18 protein-coding genes are annotated in these 20,898 nt (G+C 34.9%); 10 read left to right on the top strand and 8 right to left on the bottom strand.

Annotated elements, in window-relative coordinates; all coding sequences use genetic code 11:
- Nucleotides 1-41 precede the first annotated feature (41 nt).
- Nucleotides 42-2,420 carry a lipopolysaccharide assembly protein LapB gene (locus ASC72_RS14955; protein WP_056192222.1) on the top strand — a complete coding sequence of 793 codons (2,379 nt, stop codon included), beginning with the start codon at nucleotides 42-44 and terminating at the stop codon, nucleotides 2,418-2,420.
- A 119-nt stretch (nucleotides 2,421-2,539) separates the two neighbouring features.
- Here ASC72_RS14955 and ASC72_RS14950 read toward each other — a convergent pair whose 3' ends face one another.
- The gene (locus tag ASC72_RS14950; RefSeq protein WP_056192217.1) at nucleotides 2,540-2,962 is read right to left on the bottom strand and encodes a VOC family protein; all 423 of its coding nucleotides are present in this window, start codon (nucleotides 2,960-2,962) and stop codon (nucleotides 2,540-2,542) included.
- Nucleotides 2,963-3,122: 160 nt separating this feature from the next.
- Entirely contained in the window at nucleotides 3,123-3,521 is a 399-nt protein-coding gene (locus ASC72_RS14945; protein ID WP_056193527.1) for a GNAT family N-acetyltransferase, read from the bottom strand.
- A gap of 376 nt (nucleotides 3,522-3,897) precedes the next feature.
- Between ASC72_RS14945 and ASC72_RS14940 the strand changes: the two genes are divergently transcribed.
- The 9 genes from ASC72_RS14940 to ASC72_RS14900 all read left to right on the top strand — a co-directional run bounded on the left by ASC72_RS14940 (nucleotide 3,898) and on the right by ASC72_RS14900 (nucleotide 10,595).
- On the top strand, nucleotides 3,898-4,191 hold the full coding sequence (locus ASC72_RS14940) for a hypothetical protein (RefSeq protein WP_056192214.1): 294 nt from the start codon (nucleotides 3,898-3,900) through the stop codon (nucleotides 4,189-4,191).
- Between the two features lie 118 nt (nucleotides 4,192-4,309).
- Nucleotides 4,310-5,080 (top strand): YqjF family protein, encoded by a 771-nt coding sequence (locus ASC72_RS14935; protein WP_157849284.1) that lies wholly within the window; start codon nucleotides 4,310-4,312, stop codon nucleotides 5,078-5,080.
- A gap of 123 nt (nucleotides 5,081-5,203) precedes the next feature.
- Nucleotides 5,204-6,331, top strand: coding sequence for an NAD(P)/FAD-dependent oxidoreductase (locus tag ASC72_RS14930; protein ID WP_056192212.1), 1,128 nt, complete (start codon nucleotides 5,204-5,206; stop codon nucleotides 6,329-6,331).
- Complete coding sequence (locus ASC72_RS14925; protein ID WP_056192209.1) at nucleotides 6,332-7,045, top strand: methyltransferase domain-containing protein; 714 nt, start codon at nucleotides 6,332-6,334, stop codon at nucleotides 7,043-7,045.
- A complete protein-coding gene (locus ASC72_RS14920) occupies nucleotides 7,042-8,094 on the top strand; it encodes a type III polyketide synthase (protein ID WP_056192206.1) in 1,053 nt (350 codons plus the stop codon). The genes ASC72_RS14925 and ASC72_RS14920 overlap by 4 nt, the downstream gene beginning before the upstream one ends.
- Before the next feature lie 18 nt (nucleotides 8,095-8,112).
- Nucleotides 8,113-8,550 (top strand): 3-hydroxyacyl-ACP dehydratase FabZ family protein, encoded by a 438-nt coding sequence (locus ASC72_RS14915; RefSeq protein WP_056192203.1) that lies wholly within the window; start codon nucleotides 8,113-8,115, stop codon nucleotides 8,548-8,550.
- Entirely contained in the window at nucleotides 8,547-9,821 is a 1,275-nt protein-coding gene (locus ASC72_RS14910) for a beta-ketoacyl synthase (RefSeq protein WP_056192201.1), read from the top strand. The genes ASC72_RS14915 and ASC72_RS14910 overlap by 4 nt, the downstream gene beginning before the upstream one ends.
- A 4-nt stretch (nucleotides 9,822-9,825) precedes the next feature.
- Nucleotides 9,826-10,080 carry an acyl carrier protein gene (locus ASC72_RS14905; RefSeq protein ID WP_056192198.1) on the top strand — a complete coding sequence of 85 codons (255 nt, stop codon included), beginning with the start codon at nucleotides 9,826-9,828 and terminating at the stop codon, nucleotides 10,078-10,080.
- The gene (locus tag ASC72_RS14900) at nucleotides 10,077-10,595 is read left to right on the top strand and encodes a 4'-phosphopantetheinyl transferase superfamily protein (RefSeq protein ID WP_056192195.1); all 519 of its coding nucleotides are present in this window, start codon (nucleotides 10,077-10,079) and stop codon (nucleotides 10,593-10,595) included. Before ASC72_RS14905 ends, ASC72_RS14900 begins: the two co-directional genes overlap by 4 nt.
- 201 nt (nucleotides 10,596-10,796) lie before the next feature.
- Here the strand turns inward: ASC72_RS14900 and ASC72_RS14895 are convergent, their stop codons facing one another.
- The 6 genes from ASC72_RS14895 to ASC72_RS14870 form a co-directional block, all read right to left on the bottom strand.
- Nucleotides 10,797-11,426: a transposase gene (locus tag ASC72_RS14895; protein WP_056192193.1), complete on the bottom strand. Its 630-nt coding sequence runs from the start codon at nucleotides 11,424-11,426 to the stop codon at nucleotides 10,797-10,799.
- Nucleotides 11,427-11,599: 173 nt separating this feature from the next.
- Nucleotides 11,600-12,028 (bottom strand): hypothetical protein, encoded by a 429-nt coding sequence (locus ASC72_RS14890; protein ID WP_056192191.1) that lies wholly within the window; start codon nucleotides 12,026-12,028, stop codon nucleotides 11,600-11,602.
- 1 nt (nucleotide 12,029) lies between these two features.
- Nucleotides 12,030-18,551: an RHS repeat-associated core domain-containing protein gene (locus tag ASC72_RS14885; protein ID WP_056192188.1), complete on the bottom strand. Its 6,522-nt coding sequence runs from the start codon at nucleotides 18,549-18,551 to the stop codon at nucleotides 12,030-12,032.
- A gap of 3 nt (nucleotides 18,552-18,554) precedes the next feature.
- The gene (locus tag ASC72_RS14880; protein WP_082564349.1) at nucleotides 18,555-19,013 is read right to left on the bottom strand and encodes a T9SS type A sorting domain-containing protein; all 459 of its coding nucleotides are present in this window, start codon (nucleotides 19,011-19,013) and stop codon (nucleotides 18,555-18,557) included.
- A gap of 22 nt (nucleotides 19,014-19,035) precedes the next feature.
- Nucleotides 19,036-19,968, bottom strand: coding sequence for a hypothetical protein (locus tag ASC72_RS14875; RefSeq protein WP_131725827.1), 933 nt, complete (start codon nucleotides 19,966-19,968; stop codon nucleotides 19,036-19,038).
- A 1-nt stretch (nucleotide 19,969) separates the two neighbouring features.
- The gene (locus ASC72_RS14870) at nucleotides 19,970-20,896 is read right to left on the bottom strand and encodes a tail fiber protein (protein WP_056192181.1); all 927 of its coding nucleotides are present in this window, start codon (nucleotides 20,894-20,896) and stop codon (nucleotides 19,970-19,972) included.
- Between the last annotated feature and the right edge of the window lie 2 nt (nucleotides 20,897-20,898).

The following is a 20,898-nucleotide window of genomic DNA, read 5'->3' as shown; positions in this document are numbered from 1 at the left end:
TTATTTATTTGTATTTTTTCTACCTAATAAAATACATATCAATGAAAAAGTTTTCAAACGAACTTAACCACATCATAGAATTATACGATACCCTTGATTTTTCAAATGAAGATGATTTGTTGTCATCTATTGAAAACAAAAACACTTGCGAAAATATTCTGGAAATAATTCAAACTATACTAGATAAAGAGCCAAATCATCCTGAAGCATTATTATGGCGTATAAGAATAAATAACAGCCCCGTTTTGAATAATATATCTGCCATACAAGATGATTGCAGCCTTATACTAAATACGAGTAGCGATATAACCGGCAGACTTCAGGCGTATGATTGGTTGATTTTTATTTACCTGGAAAAATTATCGCTAAATGATCTTGCTATTGAAACCTTGCAGGATAAACTAATTGATATAGGCTGTATAAAAGATAACTGCTCTTTACAAGACCATGCCTTTGGTGATACTTATTACCAACTGGCTTGTCTCTATCAGGAAAAAGGAGATGAAACCACAGCGATAGATTATTACCTGAAATCATTTAAACATGCACCAAAAATGGCATCCAGAAATTTTGATGGTGGATTGCTTTTGCTTGAAGTAGAAAGATTTGATGAGGCAGAACAATTATTATCAGAGCATTTTGAATTAGCAGATCCTGTTCAATGTAAAGGCTATGCAGAAAAGATAGAACTGTTATTTAATGAAGGGAAGCTAAAGAAGCATTGGAATTTGTTTAATTTATTTTACCCCACAGCCTTTGAGATACCGACAGAATTTGGATACAAAAACCGAGACGAATTCGTGGCGAAATATCTGCCCCTTATTATTAATGAAACCGAGAAAAATCCAACAAATGCAATAGCCTGGAGGATGCTGAGTAATAACTATTACTTTTATGATAAGAATGCAAAAAAAGGTTTCGATAATTTGACCAAATATTATGAAATAGTTCAGCAGGTAAAAGACTTAGCGATTGAAAGATATTATGATACTGCTGAAAACTTAAATATTGATTTACGAAGTATCGATTTTCCAATTTATCCCGATGGTGCAATTTGCTATCATATACTAACTACCTATCTGGAAAAAGGCAATGAGGCACAGAGTACAAACGATCATTTTTCGGCTCAAATGTATTATGAAACAGCAAAAAAATATGGCTTAACCGGCTATCAGGCATTTGATACTTACTTTAATAGTGATAAGGGGTTATCGATTAACAATGATCCACACACTTTTGCAATGCTTTGCAATAATTTGGGTATTGTAATTAAACAAGTATCATGGTATCAGCATAAAAGCTATCTTAATGAGGAGTGCAAATTCGCTTCAGATATACATTGGCAAGGTTACCAGATTTCTCCTTTTTGGGAAAACTTAGAAAATGGAATGGAAATTTCATGGAGAAACGAAAGTGCCCTGAACCTTGAGAAATTCTGCCTGGAAGCACTTTCGAATTTCGATTATTACAAAAATATACTGGAAGCAGAAAAATGGTATCAGATGATGTTTTACCTCATAACTGCTTACTGTCAATTAGAACAATATGAACAGGCAAAAGAAATTTATAAGCAAACCATTCAAAAATTTGAAGAAAGCGGAGATGAACATAAAACAATAGTAAGCATAATTCTGGATACCGCTATTGTATACTTCAATTTTTTAATGGCTAAGGGCCTGCACGATCAAAGTATAAGCTATGTGAGTACTTTATTTAGTAATCCGGTTTATCAAAAAGTACAAAGTGAAAAAGCAGAGGTTTTTAATTATTATTTTATGGCTCATGCCCATCTGGGTTTAAACGATAAAAATGAAGCCCAAAAGTATTTTAAACTAATTACCGAGAAATTTGCAAACACTCAGCTAAGTTATATACGCGATGTAGTTAACGATGCTAAAAGTAATTTGAATATTATAAATGCGGGACAAAACTTTGATGAAATAATTGTTTTGCTCTATAAAACTGAACCTGCAAGACTTTTTGATTATCCTTTAAAGGCAAAAGAGGAAAATGCCAAATATTTAAAGCAGCTTTTAAATTTAGTAACCAACGATAAAATGCCTTCGTCGTCTGCATGGGTGGAGAAAGACATGTATATTGGTTTTGAGTTTAGAGAAAGACGAACTGAAACGGAGGAAATTTACGATTCGTTTTTTTACATCCATTTAAAATCTGAAGACTTGGGTATAAGATATGAGCTTGTAGAATGGAAAGATGTAGAAAGCGGATTTTTAGGTTTATCAAAAAAAATAGTGGAGCGCAGTACTTTTTATGTCTCCTTCTATACAGCTTATAACTCGAATGTATCTGATACACGAACGGAATTTGAAATGGCATCAGAACACCAGCAGCAAAAGGCTCAATATTTATGGAAAGAATGGATAAATAAACTACATTATTATAAGGTCAATACTAAATAGGTTTCATGCAGAATTAGCCAACAGATTTCGCCCTTTGACTGTTTTCTTCCAGCCAATTTCGCCATTCTTTTCTCGTTATGGCATAGAGGTTCGTTTTCCATCTTTTGTTTCATAGCTATTTACAAATTCTTTTGTTTTAAAATATCGAGATAATGAACATTCGTCATAATGCCGAGAATATTACCAAAAGGGTCAACTACAGAAGCTGTTACAAATGTTCCTTTTCCCTGGCTATGGTCTGTAATGGATTGATACGGGGTTGCTCCCATTGCAATTAACCGGTCAAGTGTAGCTTTTAAATCGTCAACGTGCCAATGGGCAATAGCTCCCGATGGTTTTATTGAATAACCTTCTGGTGCATAGCTACTATCAATTATTCCTAATTCTTGTTGGTAGTCGCCAATACGAAATTCAGTGTATCCCGGCACATTGAAGTAGGGCTCAATACCTAAAAATTCGCTATACCATTTTTTTGCGCTTTCATGGTCTGTTGCATAAAAGTTAACTGTTGCCAAACCTCTTAAAACTTGTTTCTTTTCCATTTCGATATTTTTTTAAATTATTTATACAACAAAGGTAAAATGGTGTTATGACAGCCTTATATCAGGAGTCATTTTTTTTTTCAGAAAGTGCAAAATATTTTGTCAAAGTCAGTTTATGTGATTCAAATTTTCATTTTGGATTTAAGTTTTGAATCTCATTTTACTTGGTTCTGTGAATAATAAAACTTCTATCTTCCTTTGAAAAGCCCACTTTCGGATAATACTCCATTGCAGTCGGAACGCTAAGCAATAAAACCATTGTCTGTTCTCCAACTTTTTCTTTTGTAAGCTCAATGAGTTTTTTTCCAATTCCTGATTTTTTATACTCTGGATTAACAGCAAGGTCAGCAAGATAACAACTCCAGGCCCAATCAGTAATAGAACGACTAACGCCAACTAATTTTTCATTGTCCCAAGCAGTAAAAATAAGATTTGAATTTTCATATATTTTTCTAATTCTTTCTTTGTCATTTGTTGGTCTGGGAAGCCCTGCTTTGTCATAAAGTTCAATTATTTGATCTACTGTTGGTTTTACGTCAAATTTATAAGTTATTTCCATTTTTCTTTGAGTTTGTTTTTTTGTTAGTCTTGTATTTGAGGTCATTAAAGTCCTTATTCTCTGCTTATTGCTTTATACTTCATCTTCTGATTTCAAAGTTTCGTTTAGAATAATGGTTTCTGCAATAATTGTTAATATTGCTGTATTTTTCTGAGTTTAGGAATTTAATTATTCAAAACGAAAATACGAATTAAAGCCGGAATTCTATTCAAAACCATTGCTGTTTCAAATTTTAACGCAACGCCTTTATTAAAAACTCCCTCTTCTACAATATATAAAAACGTATAATTATATAATTCAGCCTTTCAATTTTATAAAGTATGCCACGGTTTAAGAAGTAATTTTATTTTAGTCAATAAATTAAAATAATGTAATTATGGAAAACTTTATCAATCAGGAAAACCTTGAGGACATCAGGGAATTAATTGAAAGTAGAATTGCGGATATTCCCGGAGAAGCAATACTCATTGGAGCAATCGGCACTCTGCTTCTATCCACTTATCTTCATAAAAAAGGCAATACTCAGGCTGCCTCTCTAATCGGAAAATTGGCTATACCTATAGCGGGAATCGGCCTTGCAAAATACAAAGACCTTATAAAATCACAAATCGAAAGTTTTCAGGATTCAGCAAAGGAAAGCCTCTTAAACACTACAGACTCAGTGTTATAAATTATACTTTAAACAGAACCAATCAGTCTGTAAATGAGTCATTGTATAGAAACTTGAAAATAAAATACCTGAAACAGAAGCCTTTCGCTAGTGTTTGATGGTCTACAGCCAAAACGCTGTGATAGTATGGGATACAGGACAGGGAGCACGTAAAGGTTATTTAATAGTTATGAGTAAAATAGACGAAATATTGGCAAGCACAAGTAACAGGCATTATCCCCTTCCCGACAAAAAATGGAAATATTTTCAGCAATGGCATGATACTTTATTTTTTCATTGGGAAGTTCCTGTCTATTTTTTGCGGGAGCATATACCCAAAGAAATTGAATTGGATACTTTCAACAATATGTCGTGGGTTTCCCTGGTTGCGTTTGAAGTCAAGAATATGAGATTCCGTAATGCGCCCGCCCTGCCTTATATTTCTAACTTTCATGAAATAAATATTAGAACATATGTCATTAAGGATGAAATACCCGGAATTTACATGTTTTCTATAGAAACTGATAAATTAATTGAAGTTTTACTCACCAGGATTTTTATTGGACTTCCCTATCAAAGATCTGCAATAAAACGGAGCGCTAAAAAAATAGTTTCCAAAAATACCGCCAAAAATCAGCGACTTGATGTTACAATTGGCAATACAAGACCTCTTACGGAAAAAACTGCTTTAGATTACTGGCTGACTGAAAGGCATTCTTTATATGAAACCTGCGAGAATAAAATCTGCCGATTTGATATACACCACAAAGAATGGGACCTTAAAGATTTAAACGTTTCCATAAATGATATTTTGTACGATGCCGGAAAATTCAGCCTGAGTATTTTGCCAGATAAAATACACTATTCAAAAAAACTGGATGTTATTTTATGGGGAAAGGAAGAGACGTAATTTCAAAAGTTAAACATGTAATAGTAAAGACTATTTAAATAATATTTCATTTTATGGCAAATCAGGACATATGAGAATATAGTAATAATTGGAATGCTAAGATTTTATGACTAAATTGGTATTATGGAAACAAATTCAGATGTCGTGATTATTGGTGGCGGACTCGCTGGTTTGACAGCGGCTATTCATCTATCCCAAAAGAATTTGAAAGTAATCCTGATCGAAAAATCTCCTTATCCCCGACATAAAGTTTGTGGTGAATATATTTCGAATGAGATTTTACCTTATCTCAGATCGCTGGGCGTCGATGTTTCTGAACTTAATCCCACAAAAATCTCTAAGTTTGAATTTACCAGTACTACCGGAAAAACAGCAAAAGCAGAACTTCCGCTAGGCGGATTTGGTATCAGCAGATATGTACTAGATGCCTTTTTGTATCAAAAAGCAGTATCAGTGAATTGTACCATAATTAAAGAAAATGTTACTGATGTATCTTTCAGCAATGATATTTTCAATGTTACAACTGCAAATCAAATCTTAACGGCAAAAATAGTATTGGGTGCATTTGGCAAACGCTCGAATGTAGATCAGGTATTAGATCGTAATTTCTTTCATAAAAAATCACCCTGGTTAGCGGTAAAAGCTCATTATTGCGGCAATTTAGATAATGATTTTGTGGCACTGCACAATTTTAACGGTGGTTATTGTGGCGTTTCCAAGGTAGAGAATAACATTATAAACCTTTGCTACCTCGCCGATTATGCTACTTTTAAGCAATATAAAAATATTGAGGATTATCAGCAAAATGTTCTTTATAAAAACAAACATCTTAAATCTGTTTTTGAAAACAGTACACTTCTTTTTGATAAACCCCTTACCATAAGTCAGATCTCATTTGATAAAAAACAGCCCATTGAAAATCACATTATAATGATTGGCGATACGGCCGGTCTTATCCACCCGCTTTGCGGCAACGGAATGGCGATGGCTATTCATAGCGCCAAAATAGCATCAGAATTAATCTTAACCTATTATGCAAATAAGAGTATTTCCAGAGATCAATTAGAAAGAAATTATAAAAAAGAATGGAAAAAACATTTTGGAAAAAGAATATTTATGGGCAGAATTTTGGCGCGAATCTTAACCAACAAAACAATAACCAATATGTTCGTTTCATTAGTGGCATCATATCCTAAAATACTACCTGAGATCATTAAACAAACTCACGGTAAACCTATAGCAATCAATTAAATGGCCGTAAACACCAAATACAGAACACAGGAAGCCGAAATAATGGATGATTTTTCTCTGCAGGGAGAAGAATTAAGAAAGGCACTGGATCAAATTGCCCGCATCAATCAATTGCTTGGAGGCAATAAAGTAATTCTGCAGGGAATAAAAGGATTATTAAAACAATCCCACCATCCTAAAACTATTTCTATAGCCGATATAGGCTGCGGTAACGGAGATATGCTTCGTATGCTGGCAAAATTTGGTCAGAAAAACAAATTTACTTTTCAACTTACTGGTATAGATGCCAATAAATTTACGATCAATTATGCGAAAAAATTATCAAAAGAATATCCCAATATCGAATACAAATGTGTGGATATTTTTAGCGAAGATTTTAAAACTATGAAATTTGATATTATTTTATGTACCCTTACGCTCCACCATTTTACCAATGAACAAATATTAAAAATAATTAGTATCTTTAGTAATAATGCTGAAACTGGCATTATTATCAATGATTTGCATCGAAGTAAAACAGCCTACAGGCTTTTTGAAATGATCTGCGTTGTTTTTAATTTGAACAGCATGTCGCGTGAAGATGGACTGATTTCTATCCTGAGAGGATTTAGGAAGAAGGAACTTGAAAAATTCTCTCAAAAGCTAAATTTAAAAAACTATACCATAAACTGGAAATGGGCTTTTCGCTACCAGTGGATAATTACAAAAAAATGAGTGTAAAAATAGTAACGGTTGCCAAGCAACTCCCACAATATTCGCGTGCAACGGCTGATATACTTCCAATGTTGGATGGATGGCTGCATGAGCAAGATGATCGTTTCATAAAAAAAGTCAAAAAGATTTTTGAAGGCGCTGCAGTAGACAAACGGTATTCGATAATGGATCCGGAAGAAGTTTTTACCGCAACATCATTTGAAGAGAAAAACGATATTTATACGCGTGAAGTCATTATTTTAGGCGAACAGGTGCTGCAAAAAGCACTTGAAAAAGCAGATTGGGATCCGCAGACTTTGGATTATATCATTACGGTAAGCTGTACCGGAATCATGATTCCGTCCTTAGATGCTTACCTCATCAATAAAATGAAGCTGAGACAGGATATTGTGCGTCTTCCGGTAACCGAAATGGGCTGCGCAGCCGGAATATCAGGTATTATATACGCGAAGAATTTTTTGAAAGCTAACCCTGGAAAACGTGCAGCAGTTATAGCCGTGGAGTCTCCAACGGCAACATTTCAGCTAGATGATTTTTCGATGCCCAATATTGTAAGCGCGGCTATTTTTGGAGACGGAGCTGCCTGTTGTTTGTTATCTTCTCACGAAGAAGATCAAGGCCCGGAAATAGTGAACGAGGAAATGTATCATTTTTACGAAGCCGAACACATGATGGGTTTTAAACTCACTAACAACGGTCTGCAAATGGTTTTGGATATCGAAGTTCCGGACACTATCGCCTCTCATTTTGGAGATATTATACATCCGTTTCTGCAAAAGAACAATTTAGAAATCAAAGACATTGAGCATATGATTTTTCATCCTGGCGGAAAAAAGATCATTACAACCGTGGAAGCACTTTTTTCAGGATTAGGAAAAAATATTGAGGATACGAAAGAAGTTCTAAAACAATACGGCAATATGTCGAGTGCCACTGTATTGTATGTTTTGGAGCAAATTATGGATAGAAATCCAAAACAGGGAGAAAAGGGGTTGATGCTGAGTTTTGGCCCGGGATTCTCGGCACAAAGAGTTTTATTACAATGGTAATTATTTAGAAAAAAAAATATGGAACTGACTAATATTTTAACAAAACTGCCTTACAGCAAACCTTTTTTGTTTGTAGATGAATTACTTCACGTAGACGAAAATAGTATTAGCGGTACCTATAGGTATAGCGAAGAGCTGGATTTTTATAAAGGTCATTTTAAAGATAATCCGGTAACTCCCGGTGTGATCCTGACAGAAACCATGGCTCAGATTGGCTTGGTTTGTCTTGGTATCTATCTTCTGGGCGATAGTTTTACTAAAGATACCGTAATTGCTTTTACCTCTGCCGAAATGCAGTTTTTAAAACCCGTTTATCCTGGCGAAAAAATAACGGTTACCTCTCAAAAAACATTTTTCAGGTTTGGAAAATTAAAGTGCGATGTAATTATGAAAAACGAAGCCGGACTAGAAGTCTGCAAAGGTATTTTGGCTGGTATGATGACCAATAAATTATGAGTAAGCGAGTTGTAATAACAGGATTGGGCGTCGCCGCTCCAAACGGAGTTGGTATGGCAGCATTTAGCCACGCCATAAAAAACGGAATATCCGGAATTCGGCATGATAAGCAACTGCAGGAATTACAGTTTTCCTGCCAGATAGCCGGTAAACCTGAAATTTCTGAAGAACTTAAAGCCGAGTATTTTACCGAACTGGAACTACGCGGTTTTAATAGCACCGGTATTTTGTATGGCGTTATTGCAGGGATAGAAGCCTGGAAAAACGCCGGGTTACCAATAGAAATTAATGACGAACCAGATTGGGACAGCGGAACTATTTTTGGATCGGGAACATCCGGGATCGATAAATTCCGCGAAAGCATCTATAAAATTGACGAATTACAAACACGAAGATTAGGCAGCACTGTTGTGGCACAGACCATGAATAGTGGCATTAGTGCTTATCTTGGCGGAAAATTAGGCCTTGGAAATCAGGTTACCACCAATTCATCTGCCTGCGCAACAGGAACCGAAGCTATTATGATGGCTTATGATCGCATACAGGCGGGACAGGCAAAACGAATATTAGCAGGAAGTACAGGAGACAGCGGCCCTTATATTTGGGCAGGATTTGATGCACTTCGTGTCTGCAGTTCAAAATACAACGATAATCCGGAACAAGGTTCAAGACCTATGAGCGCATCAGCTGCAGGCTTCGTACCGGGAAGCGGTGCCGGGGCCCTGGTAATAGAAGATTTAGAAAGCGCTTTAGGACGTGGAGCAACGATTTATGCGGAAGTTTTAGGCGGAAATGTAAACTCGGGCGGACAGCGTGGCAATGGCAGTATGACCGCACCAAACAGCACAGCCGTGCAACGGTGTATTACAAATGCAATTTCTAATTCTGGCATTTCATCTGATGAAATAGATGCCATAAACGGGCATCTTACGGCAACGACAAAAGACAGCCTTGAAATTGAAAACTGGACAAAAGCGCTGGATCGAAAGGGAAATAATTTTCCCTATATTAATTCTTTAAAAAGTATGACCGGACATTGCTTAAGCGCCGCGGGAAGTATTGAAAGTATTGCAGCCGTGTTGCAGCTTCATGAAGGTTTTATATTCGGAAATACAAATTGTGAAGATCTTCATCCTGAAATTAGCGCTCTTATAGATCCTTCAAAAGTGCCTCTAAAAACAATTGAAAGTAATCCCAATATTATTGCCAAAGCAAGTTTTGGTTTTGGTGATGTAAACGCCTGTATAATTTTTAAAAAATTTAAAAAATAATAGTATGAACAAAGAAGAACTGATAGCTAAACTAAAATTGATTATAAAGCCCTATACTACCAATACAGAAGCATACGACAACCTTACCGAGGATACTGATTTTATTAATGATCTGAGTATTAATTCGGCTAACCTGGTAGACATTGTTCTGGATATTGAAGAAACCTTCGATGTTGTAATTGATAATACCGACATGGAACGCATGCTTGATGTTAAAACGGCGGTAGAAATTATTGAAGCCAAACTAGCCCAAAAATGATTGGCAATGACGTGATTGATATTATGCAATCCCGCAAAGAAAGCAATTGGCAGCGCAAGGGTTTTATCGAAAAAATATTTACCCTTGATGAACAATTGCTTATTTCAACTGCAACAGATCCGGAAAGTATGGTTTGGATACTTTGGAGCATGAAGGAAGCAGCGTATAAAGTGTACAATCGACAAACAAAAATAAGGGAATATATTCCCCAAAAACTGGTTTGCTCTATAGCATCACAAAACCACGATAGTATTACAGGAAATGTCATTTGTTCCGGCAAAACTTTCCACACCAACACCATTCTATCTGAGGATCATATTCATACTATAGCGGTTAGTCATTTTGACGATTTGAATAAAGTGATAGAAATTGAAAAAGAAGTTATCTCAAAAGACAAAAATGGTCTTCCGTATTTATCCACTGCTTTACAAAACACTATTCAGGATGTTTCTGTAAGTCATCATGGCCGCTTTGAAAAAGTGGTAACCATTAGCACATCTCCTATCTACAACTAAGAAAATTCAATACTGAATTAGACGGTTTTTATTATATTTATTACTAATAAAACTATGAACGTAAATATTTGGAATACAAACTACTGAAACAATTAAAAAAGTACTACTCGCGCTGCGCAAATGTCTCCGACTTTGCGCCATTTTAAACAAATATAATTCAAAAACGGAAACCTCTCAAAGTCTCCAACTTTACAACTAAATTCAATATAAATTATAAAGAGCGATTGATCTCGGATCCAATACATTTACTATTGGATTATCAACTTTTTCAATTTCCAATAATCCCGAATCATTAACATAATTTCCCGCACTAGAATAAATATACTCCGAAGCTTTTGCAACCAATCCTGCTCTCACAGGATTCAAATGTATATAATGCCGTTTAGACCACATAAATGCTGTTGAATAAATTTCTTCTGCGTGATTACCATATTGCCACCCGAGCCTGAAAGGCGAACTGACGAAGTAAAATTGATATTCTTTATTACGCTGATGTTTTTGAGCTGCAAGCTTAAAACGTTCCAGCATCCATTCTCTTCTGCTTTCAGGACTGTTTTGAATTTTATCTAAAATATTCTTTGCAATAAACTTTTTAAAATCTCTAATTAAATCTGACAATTTCCCTTCTTCTGACTGAACAATTAAATGAATATGATTGCTCATAATAACGTAGCCATACAAAATCATTCCTTTGTTTTTGATACAATAATCGAAACATTCAATAACAATATCTCTATAAGTTTGACGGGTAAAAACATCAATCCAGTCTACAACCGTCGGTGTGATAAAATGTGGTAAAGTTTGATCCCGAATAACATATCCTTCTTTCATTTAATTTTTTTTGCAAAAATAAAGATTTTTCGCACTTAAATTGTTTTTAAGAACGTATTCGTAAAAAGTCGGGAGACTTTTATCAGGTTTACAATTTCTAAGAAAAAAAAATTGCGCAAAGTCAGAGACGTTTGCGCAGCTTTTCATAAGGAAGACTTCGGAGAGCTGGGATATTATCTTTTTTTTGGATTAAAGTATGCATATACTTCGAGTAATAATAAGGCTGATAAAGTCAAATATATTGTGCTATTATTCATTTTTAGCAACTTAAAAGACACATAAAAAGAAATAAATGGATATAAGAAAATTAGCACATCCCAAATTTTGTTTTTTGTTTGTGTATCATATTCATCTAGTATAGTCCTATATCGACCGTTATTCAGAAAATAATAAAAATTAAACACCAAAATTATAGTTAAGAGTAAAAATATTTTATTTCGACCAATATTTTCAATTGATATATTACCTAATAATAAAACTGAAAATACATTCAAAAACATAATTACCGATAAAAAAATAATTGTTGCAATTTCAGGGGATAAATCATTTACTCTCGCTGTTGACTTATACATTTTATAAAAAACAAAGTTAAAAATATTCATATTATCTAAATTTTAAAGGACACGTTTCACATTCTCTATACATACCACTATCAGGTTTAATTGTTGCAGTGTGATTAACAGGATAACCATTTTTTTCAATAAATGCTTTCTGTCTACCATCCTGCATTCCCTCTTTGTAAGCCTCTGTTGTCGAAATTAATTTACCTAGACCAATTGTTAACCCTAAAACAGGATATTTTCTTCCAACACCAATAACAAATGAATTAAATGCCAATTCATTAGCTGCATCCGTTCTTAGTTGAGGGGAATTAGCCGTAGAAACCTTATAAAGTCCATCCGCTACCTCGTAAGCATCAAAAATGTTTCCTCCATATTTTCCGATTTTTGATAAATTACTTACGTCAAAGAACGTGTTATTGACATCTTTAAAATAATATCTTCCAGTAAAATTACCCTCATCAAGAATTCCCAAACTTAATGCCGAAAATTCAGTAGAAAAACTTGATTCATTACTTGGCAAAGCTCCTGTAACTCCAGAAAATGAATCTGTTTTAAAATTATTCTCTGTAGTAATAGGCTTAACCATAGGATCATTTTGAGCAACACCAGGAATATGATTTTTCGAATCATCATAACCAAAATCAGTAGTAAAGCTTGCACCAAAACTAATCCCTGCATTATTTGATGCGGCATTCCAATCTCCAGTTTTAGTATACTCAGCATATGCAGCACCAAAATGTGCCACTCCCGCCGCAATTAATATAGCCCCAACTGTCGCTCCAACCCCAGTTGCAGACAAAACTGTTCCAACAACTATGGCAACTCCAGCAATTATGTTATTCCAATTAATTTTAAACTCCCCAGTAGGATCTGTGTATTTTAGAGGGTTGTTTAATACATATCCATAACGATTATAGTTTTGAGTATTATTGGGATCTTGTACATAATTGTCTGGTTGCAGGAAACGATGGAGTTTAGGATCGTACAAACGCCCATTCATATGTATGAGTACTATAGTTTGCAAGTGTTCATGCCCTGTGTAACCTCTATCAAGAATAGTAAGACCGTTTAATAAATTACCTGCACCATCTTGTACTTTTACAATAGCTCCCCAAGCATCAAACTGTCTTTTTTCTAACATAGTTCCTGTCTCGTTGGTTATTGCCAAGATACTACCTTGATAATCTCTATGCAAATATAACGTTTGTTCTTGTGTAGCTCCCACGCTACTATATGTTTTTTTAGAAACAACCGATGCAGAGTATCCATTACCACCTATATAAGTCACAAACTCAACCTCTCCTGTCTGTGTATTTTCTTTGATCTCCATAGAACCATCGGCACTATAATGTTTTCGGTAGGTTCGAGTTTCCTTAAGCCCTAATCCGCCATAAAACATAACGCTACGATCATTATTGTCATTATATACAAAGCTTATTTTGTCTTTACCATCTTCCACTATTTCTACAGGACTATTAAAAGTATTATAGCTAACTGTTTGTAAGGGTTTGTTTTGATAATCAGGTAAAGCCGCAGAAGTTAGTGTTATCGAGGTATTTTGGTATTTTTTATTTGAATTGCCATAATTGTAGGTTCCCAATGTGTTAGATTTAATACGACCATCGTCTTCATAAGCCTGACTTTCCTGCACACCTTGTACATTAGGGTACTGTATAAGACGATCCTGGCTATCATAATCAAAATTCTCGGTAACATTTCCAAAAAGGCTGTTTTTGCGCCACTTAAGATTGCCTCGTTGCGTATCAAAATTAGTACCTAATTCCATGGTGGTGGTCATACCTAAAGTGTGCTTTATATTGGATATATAGCCGTAACTGTCATATATATTATTGATAGCAATTCCGTTACCTAGCGTCGCTTTGGTCAGCTGCCCTTGAGCATTTACCTCAGTTGTTTCCCAAAGAGTTTTGGTCTTTTGTCCATTTTTTACTTCATATATTTTATATGCATAACCATTTTTGTATTCATTTTGTGTAGCTGAGGTGCTGGTTTTCCCGTTTATAGATGCCGTGTTGGTTTCTTTTTCAACCCTGCCCCAGGCATCATATTCTAGTTTTTTTGTAAAAACAGCACCATAACCTGTAGTTTCCGTAGTAGTTTCCAATCGATTTTTAGAATCATAAGTATAATCGGTAACAATTGTTTTTCCTGCGTCCCCACCATCAGTATATACCATTTTTAGAAGTAATTTGCTGTCCGGCGTATAGGTATACTGAGTGGTACTGTTAGTATTACTACCTGCTATAGTTTTGGTTTCAATTTTACCCCAATCGTTCAACTTATAGGTGGTAGTGCCGTTTGGAGTTGTTTCTTTTGTGCTTTCGCCGAGTTCGTTATAGTCATACGTGTATGTACCGGCCGAAGGATCTGTTAGACTGATCTTGCGTCCCCACCCATCTTGTATTATACTTATTTTATTACCATTATAATTGGTTTCCTTAAGATTTCCATTGGCAAAATAATTGTAATTCATTGTACCTCCTATTGGACTTTCGAGCTGGCTAATAACTTTACCCATAGAATTTGTTGTAGATGTTTTGATCTGACCAGTGCTCCCATCTGTAATTGTAGTGGTTCGCTTATCATATTTTATAGACAATACTTTACCTTTATAGTCTGTAATGGTTTCGGGACGACCGTAAACATCATATAAAGTGGTATTCCATAATGGGCTTCCTGTATTGGGCTCGCTAAAACTAAAGTTGCGGTCGTAAATATCGTATTTGAAATCTTTGTAGGACATAATGCCTTGTACACCTTTTACACCAGTACGAATTTTTCTGCCCAATTCATCATATAGCTCTTCACTATAAGTATCGTCAGTGTTTCCAGTGAGCGTGATTTTAGCTTTTTCGTTCTCCCGTACATAACCATATGTATGGGTTTTACCCAAATAATCAGTAACAATAGTTTTTTTGAACCAGGAATCATACTCATAACCTGTTAACAAAGCATTATTCCAAGAACTAAGTTCACTTTGTTTGTTTTCTGATTTGAGCGTACCGTTAGGATAATACTCAAATGCTGTCTTGAATCCTTCAATATCAGTGGTTTCTTTTAACAAAATACCTGTTGGATCATATACGAAATTTGTTTTTCTATCCGCCACACCAGGTGCTGATAGCGTTTTTATTATAACATTCCCAAAAGTGTCATACCCATTGGTTTCTGTAATAGCGTTTGTATTGTTACCCCATTTTTGGATTACTTTTAATAAATTACTTTCAGATCCCGAGCCGTATTGATAAGTTTCTTTAGAATTCATACTATCGCCAAAAGCTGTGACAGTTTGTGTTTTGCTTTTAGGTCTGCCTATCATGTAAGGAGAATTTATAAGTGGTTCATAGACTATTATGCTAGTAGTGACTTGCTGGTTGGCTCCGCCTGCTCTAATTTTTGTTATAGACTCTATAGGATTGTTGAAATTATCATATACAATATTGGTTTCATCACTACTATCACTTAGAATATTGTAATTGTTGGATCTTACATTTTGGAGTTTAAAAACTTTGGATGAAGACAGGCTAGTTTCATAAAATGACAAGGATTTACTTATCAGATCATTAGGCGGGGTGGCATTTGTTTCTGTATAGCCATTAGCATCATAATCAGAAGTAATTTTGGCAATAAAAGTATTACCTGCTCCAGGGCTAATAATTGCACCAGGGCTAAACGTAATACTATTTGTTGCCAAAAGAGTCTCCGTTGCTGTTCTGGTGTTGTCTACGGTAATTTGGCTTGCTCTAGGAATGTTTGGAGCCGCAGTATTTAATGCAATTGAAGGACTAATTATCCCTAAATAAGTATAACTCTCAACAATAGCTCCCCGCAAATTTGGATCAAACTTTGACACGGTACTAATCGCCTTGCTATCATCTTCAAACCAATTAGTTCGCATTGAAGCACGAAACCCCATAAAGCCTAATCCTTCTAAATTGGAAGTTGCACCGGCATAGGTAAACAATTGTTTTTTATAAACAGAGGTGCTTTGTTTCTCTAATTTGGTAACTACCTGTACAGTTGCTGCAGATTCTATATCTATTTTGGGATAATTCTCCGTATATCCACTAGTATATATTGGCATATATCTCTCGTTATAAGAGGTCGTTGATAATGGCTGATAGGTAATTGATTCTCGAACTCCGTTTCCAGTGGTTATAGTTCGCAGTAATTGATCTGTGGTGTTATCTTTATTAGAATTAAAATAAAAAATTTTATTGTTACCCAAAAATGCAATTTCGAGAGTTGGATTATAGGGTTTGTCTTTAATTACGATTCCTCTTCCTGTGGGTAGGTAAATCGGCAGAATATTAAGTTTAATATCTGAAGTGAACGAACTCGCAGTTGTATATCTAAAATTAGGACTGAAAACACCATTTAAATTTGGATAATAGTTAACCTCTATTTGACCATTCCCAGCTTGATCTAAACGTGTATTAGTGCGAATTAAATCTGATTTACCATCTTTATTACAATCAGAAACTATATAATTATTAGTACTTGAAGTTGTGTTTTGTAAAAAGGTAATATTATTATTTTGAACAGCCTTAGTAAAATCAGTTCCTGTAGAACTATATTGATACCATTCTGTAAATCCGTATCCTTTGGGTATCATAAAATCGGTTTTCCCATCACCATTATAATCGCCCAATAAAATTGTTTTACTTGAATCTACCGAGATATTTGCATCTGGATAATTCCATAATAAAACTAATTGATTCGTACTATTGAGTGTATATGTGGTTACCTTTCCATTTTCAAAAACCATAAAATCTGATTTACCGTCTCCATTTACATCAGCTACTTCAACCTTAGAACTGGACGTTATAACTGAAGCCAATTCACCAGAATAGGTTAAAAAATTGGTAGTATTATCTCTTTTTAAATCTACAAAATATACTTTCTTGGAAGTTATTATTTCTGAATAGGATAAACAGCCATAATAATAATCATCAGTATAACTAAATGATTGAAGTTCTAGGTCAATAGCAATAACATCAGTTATACCATCACCATTAAAATCTCCAGAAAGTATTTTTTTCGGGAATATAGTTTCGACATCAACAGTTGTACAATAATCAGCATATCCACCAATAGATTGAGTTGGAAAATTTACAACTTTTTCATATTGGTAATAAATGGGGGACGATATTCCAGCAGAATAAACCGTAAAAGTATAATTGGTAGCCGACCGTTTTGCCACAGCCCAGCCTTGTTTTGTATAAAGCTTATTATTCCAAGTCAACCAATTAACAGGAAAAATAGTCTCAAAAGCCCCCACTTTATGCTCGAAACCCAAATTAGTCCCGCCAGAATTTATATCCGAATACAGCCAATACTTTGATTTAGTATCTGGACCAATTGTAGGATAGATCAAGAAATCCATTTTTTCATCACCACTAAAATCTCCCGAAACAGTAGCTGCATTTTGAGACGATATATTCCCCACGCTTAAATTTGTGGTAATATTTGCATATGATATTAATTCGCTGGAGTTTTCGTAATAGAATACCGTTGGGTTATAACTTTTAGTCCCATCGCCACTTAATTCAAATACTTTCTCTAAACGCTGGTATCCCAAAGAGCTAGAATTGTATGAAAAGTTATAATTTCTAAAACCTACTCCATTACCTTTTACTTGAATTTTTTCTAATATCTTGTTATTCACTATGCTTTTACCACCTATATAGGACTGTTCTGGCCTTGTACGAGTACCATAGACAAACTGAATTTCATTAATAGGAGCTGTCGTTCCTATTGTACCATATTTTATGCTAGTTATAGCAATACTGTTTTCTATTTTAGTATAGTTATATGAAATTCTTACTCCCTGTGCATTTTGCCAATAATTTATGGTCCATGTGGTAATTGATTGGGAGTCTAAAGTAGAACCAAACTCTGCAATAGAACCATCAGGGTATGATACTAAGAAAGAGGCAGGCCCATAATTAGCACCTAGTGGCGATACTCCGACAGCACTAATTTTAATATTGGAAAAATTCTCGGTTTCATACGTTGAACCCGCCGCGCCATACGCTGCACCAGTTTTTAAAATCAACCTTTGTCCATCTAAAGCAAAACGATCGTTAGCATCAAGATTTACTCCTCCGATGCTTCCATCATGAAATTTTGTTCTGGGAATTCTAGTAATAGCAGAAACACCTGCGATATTCCATCCGTACCCTGCAATTCCATTTCCCGCCTGACTACTATAAACTAAGCTTATCTGAGGAACGACACCATTAATTCCTGCAGGTACTGCAATTGGAATGGAATAACCCGCTACTCCGTTAAGTGAAACTGACAATTGCCCCTCAGTTACACCTACTTCTGTTGAATTTCCAGTAGGCCCAGGTATTGTATTTGCAACTAATAAGTTAGCGGTTTCGCTATTGATTTCAGTCTTATTAACTGTAGTTTTTAGTGTTTCATTGCTTCTCTTTATGAGGGTTATCCCTTCAACAGGTATTCCTCCTGAATCCTGAGCTGAAGCAAGAAAAGGTAAACTGATAAATAGGAATGTTAAGTAAAAATGTCTCATATATTATTTCTTGATGATTTTAATCGATTTTTGGTCGCCATTACTATAGTAAAGCATTACGGCATAAATTCCGGTTGGGTAATCCTGAAAGGCAATATTCTGGCTGTCATTGCGAACAGTTGGCTGATAGCTTTTGAGCAACTGTCCTGTCAAATTAAAAACCTGAATAGAGTTAACATAGTTGTTCTCTTTGAGTTCCCACTTTATATAGAGTTCTTCTTTAACGGGGTTTGGATAATAGGAAATGACATCTTCTTGCGAGAATTTCAGTAAATCTTCATCGACTAAAGCCTCAATTTCTTTTACTTCTTCTTTTGTAGGTTTAGCCAAGGGGTTACATCCCGAAAGGCATAATTCCCTTAGGATTTGATTCCCGGCGGAATCATAATTGAAAGTTATTTTTTGTTGGGCGTTTGAAAAAATGGTCATTCCAAACAGTATAAGGGTAATTATTTTTTTCATATTTATATTTTTAATACTTGGGTTATTTTCTTTCAACAACTTCTAATCTTTTAGCTAGTGTTTCAATAACTTTGGTTAAGTTTTCAGTATTTTTTTGTTGCTCTATTGAATACAAGGTCAATTCCTCAATTTTCTGTAAAAGTTTAATATTCATTTCAGATAAATTAATTCCATCCTTCTTCATTTGATCAGCTGAAGCAATTTCAGGTAAATGTTTATTTTCTTTAATGTATTTGTCAACAGCATCCAGAGAAGGTAAATTGTAGTTATTTTCAAATACAAAATCTGCTCCTGCATCAACCGTTACTTTTACTTCACGAGAATTGATGTTTCCGGCTACGGTAAGTTTTGACGTTGGGTTTGTTGTACCTATGCCAATATTGCCATTATCCATTATAGTAAAGCGATTATTGCACAAGCCTCCAGCGCAGCTTAAATTATCATATGCCCAAAATTGTAGGCTATTCCCATATGAACTAGTCATGTTATATATAGTCCATCTTACTGCTGTTCCTGAAGAACCCTTAGAAGTATTTATTAAACTTAAATATCCTCCAAGGTCTCCCGAAGCAGAACTGGCAATTCCGCCGTACACAGATTGATCACCGGTAAAAACATTTGCACCACGTGTTGCTAATTCATTCCAGGGATTCCAAGTATTAATATCTCCATTTTTAGTTCGATACGATATATGGCTTCCCCCTTGTGGACCATAATCTGAACTTATTTGAGTATCATAATTATTTGGTGCGAACCCTCCATAACTAAGCAGAGCTCCATTCCACGGTGTTCCAGATGTCGCATATGCAAAAGTATAGCCACCTTTGAATAAATCCGCAGAACCTGGTGCAGAGATACTTGATGTGGGATTCAAACTTTGTGCCTTTAATGTCATGAAACTTAACATCAAAAGTGTTATAGAAAGTAAAATTGTTTTTTTTAGATTTTTTTTCATTTTAATTTTTTTCAACTTTTTTTAATCTATTTTCTAAATCAATAATCTTTTTATTTTGTTCAATCATATACAAAGTCATCTCTTCAATTTTCTGTAAAAGTTTAATATTCATCTCCGATAAATTAATCCCTTCTTTTTTCATTTCATCAGCTGAAGCAATTTCAGGTAAATGTTTGTTTTCCTTGATGAATTTGTCAACAGCATCCAGAGAAGGTAAATTGTAATCGTTTTCAAAAACAAAATCAGCTCCTGCGTCTACGGTTACTTTTACTTCACGAGAATTGATGTTTCCAGCAACGGTAAGTTTTGAGGTTGGGTTTGTTGTACCAATGCCAACGTTTCCATTTATATACAATTTGTCGGGAGAGCTGTAAGATGGAGGATTAAAGCCAATACCCATTCCATAGGCATTAACCGCTAAAATATTTCCTTCCTCCGTACTTTGAATATCTATAAATCTATAATTACTTGCATATTGAGGGGTACCCCATGAACCTTGGTACATTATTTTTATTGCTCTGGGAATATTTAAGTTATGCGATCTTAAAACATCAACACCTGCTTGCGGATTTACAACACCTACACCAAGGTTTTTTGCTGTGAAATCAGTAGTTATATTATTTAAATTTCCTGAATGCCAAATTCTATTCCATCCTTGCCAGTTACCGGACCATCTTCCAAAGTATAATTCATTTGTTCCTATACTATTTACTAAGCTTGCATAATTATTAACGTCAAAACCAAAATTTAGACCTTGATAATAATTTGAACCTAAAGTGTTATTTGCAGGTTCCACAGCAACCCATTGCCCGTTTACCCCAGAAAAAGATTGTAAATTTGTTTCTATACTGCGCAATGGAAAGTACGATTGCGCTTTTGATGACGAAATAAATGATATAATAAATAAGAACAGGAATTTTGTTTTCATTT

It is taken from the genome of Flavobacterium sp. Root420 (genome assembly GCF_001427905.1).
Taxonomy (GTDB): domain Bacteria; phylum Bacteroidota; class Bacteroidia; order Flavobacteriales; family Flavobacteriaceae; genus Flavobacterium.
This window is presented reverse-complemented; position numbering and strand designations above follow the sequence as displayed.

What these genes read in the sequence shown, in the direction of transcription:
- ASC72_RS14955 (WP_056192222.1), top strand. Translation starts at nt 42, where the DNA reads ATGAAAAAGTTTTCAAACGAACTTAACCACATCATAGAATTATACGAT.
- ASC72_RS14950 (WP_056192217.1), bottom strand. Translation starts at nt 2,962, where the DNA reads ATGGAAAAGAAACAAGTTTTAAGAGGTTTGGCAACAGTTAACTTTTAT.
- ASC72_RS14945 (WP_056193527.1), bottom strand. Translation starts at nt 3,521, where the DNA reads ATGGAAATAACTTATAAATTTGACGTAAAACCAACAGTAGATCAAATA.
- ASC72_RS14940 (WP_056192214.1), top strand. Translation starts at nt 3,898, where the DNA reads ATGGAAAACTTTATCAATCAGGAAAACCTTGAGGACATCAGGGAATTA.
- ASC72_RS14930 (WP_056192212.1), top strand. Translation starts at nt 5,204, where the DNA reads ATGGAAACAAATTCAGATGTCGTGATTATTGGTGGCGGACTCGCTGGT.
- ASC72_RS14925 (WP_056192209.1), top strand. Translation starts at nt 6,332, where the DNA reads ATGGCCGTAAACACCAAATACAGAACACAGGAAGCCGAAATAATGGAT.
- ASC72_RS14920 (WP_056192206.1), top strand. Translation starts at nt 7,042, where the DNA reads ATGAGTGTAAAAATAGTAACGGTTGCCAAGCAACTCCCACAATATTCG.
- ASC72_RS14915 (WP_056192203.1), top strand. Translation starts at nt 8,113, where the DNA reads ATGGAACTGACTAATATTTTAACAAAACTGCCTTACAGCAAACCTTTT.
- ASC72_RS14910 (WP_056192201.1), top strand. Translation starts at nt 8,547, where the DNA reads ATGAGTAAGCGAGTTGTAATAACAGGATTGGGCGTCGCCGCTCCAAAC.
- ASC72_RS14905 (WP_056192198.1), top strand. Translation starts at nt 9,826, where the DNA reads ATGAACAAAGAAGAACTGATAGCTAAACTAAAATTGATTATAAAGCCC.
- ASC72_RS14900 (WP_056192195.1), top strand. Translation starts at nt 10,077, where the DNA reads ATGATTGGCAATGACGTGATTGATATTATGCAATCCCGCAAAGAAAGC.
- ASC72_RS14895 (WP_056192193.1), bottom strand. Translation starts at nt 11,426, where the DNA reads ATGAAAGAAGGATATGTTATTCGGGATCAAACTTTACCACATTTTATC.
- ASC72_RS14890 (WP_056192191.1), bottom strand. Translation starts at nt 12,028, where the DNA reads ATGAATATTTTTAACTTTGTTTTTTATAAAATGTATAAGTCAACAGCG.
- ASC72_RS14885 (WP_056192188.1), bottom strand. Translation starts at nt 18,551, where the DNA reads ATGAGACATTTTTACTTAACATTCCTATTTATCAGTTTACCTTTTCTT.
- ASC72_RS14880 (WP_082564349.1), bottom strand. Translation starts at nt 19,013, where the DNA reads ATGAAAAAAATAATTACCCTTATACTGTTTGGAATGACCATTTTTTCA.
- ASC72_RS14875 (WP_131725827.1), bottom strand. Translation starts at nt 19,968, where the DNA reads ATGAAAAAAAATCTAAAAAAAACAATTTTACTTTCTATAACACTTTTG.
- ASC72_RS14870 (WP_056192181.1), bottom strand. Translation starts at nt 20,896, where the DNA reads ATGAAAACAAAATTCCTGTTCTTATTTATTATATCATTTATTTCGTCA.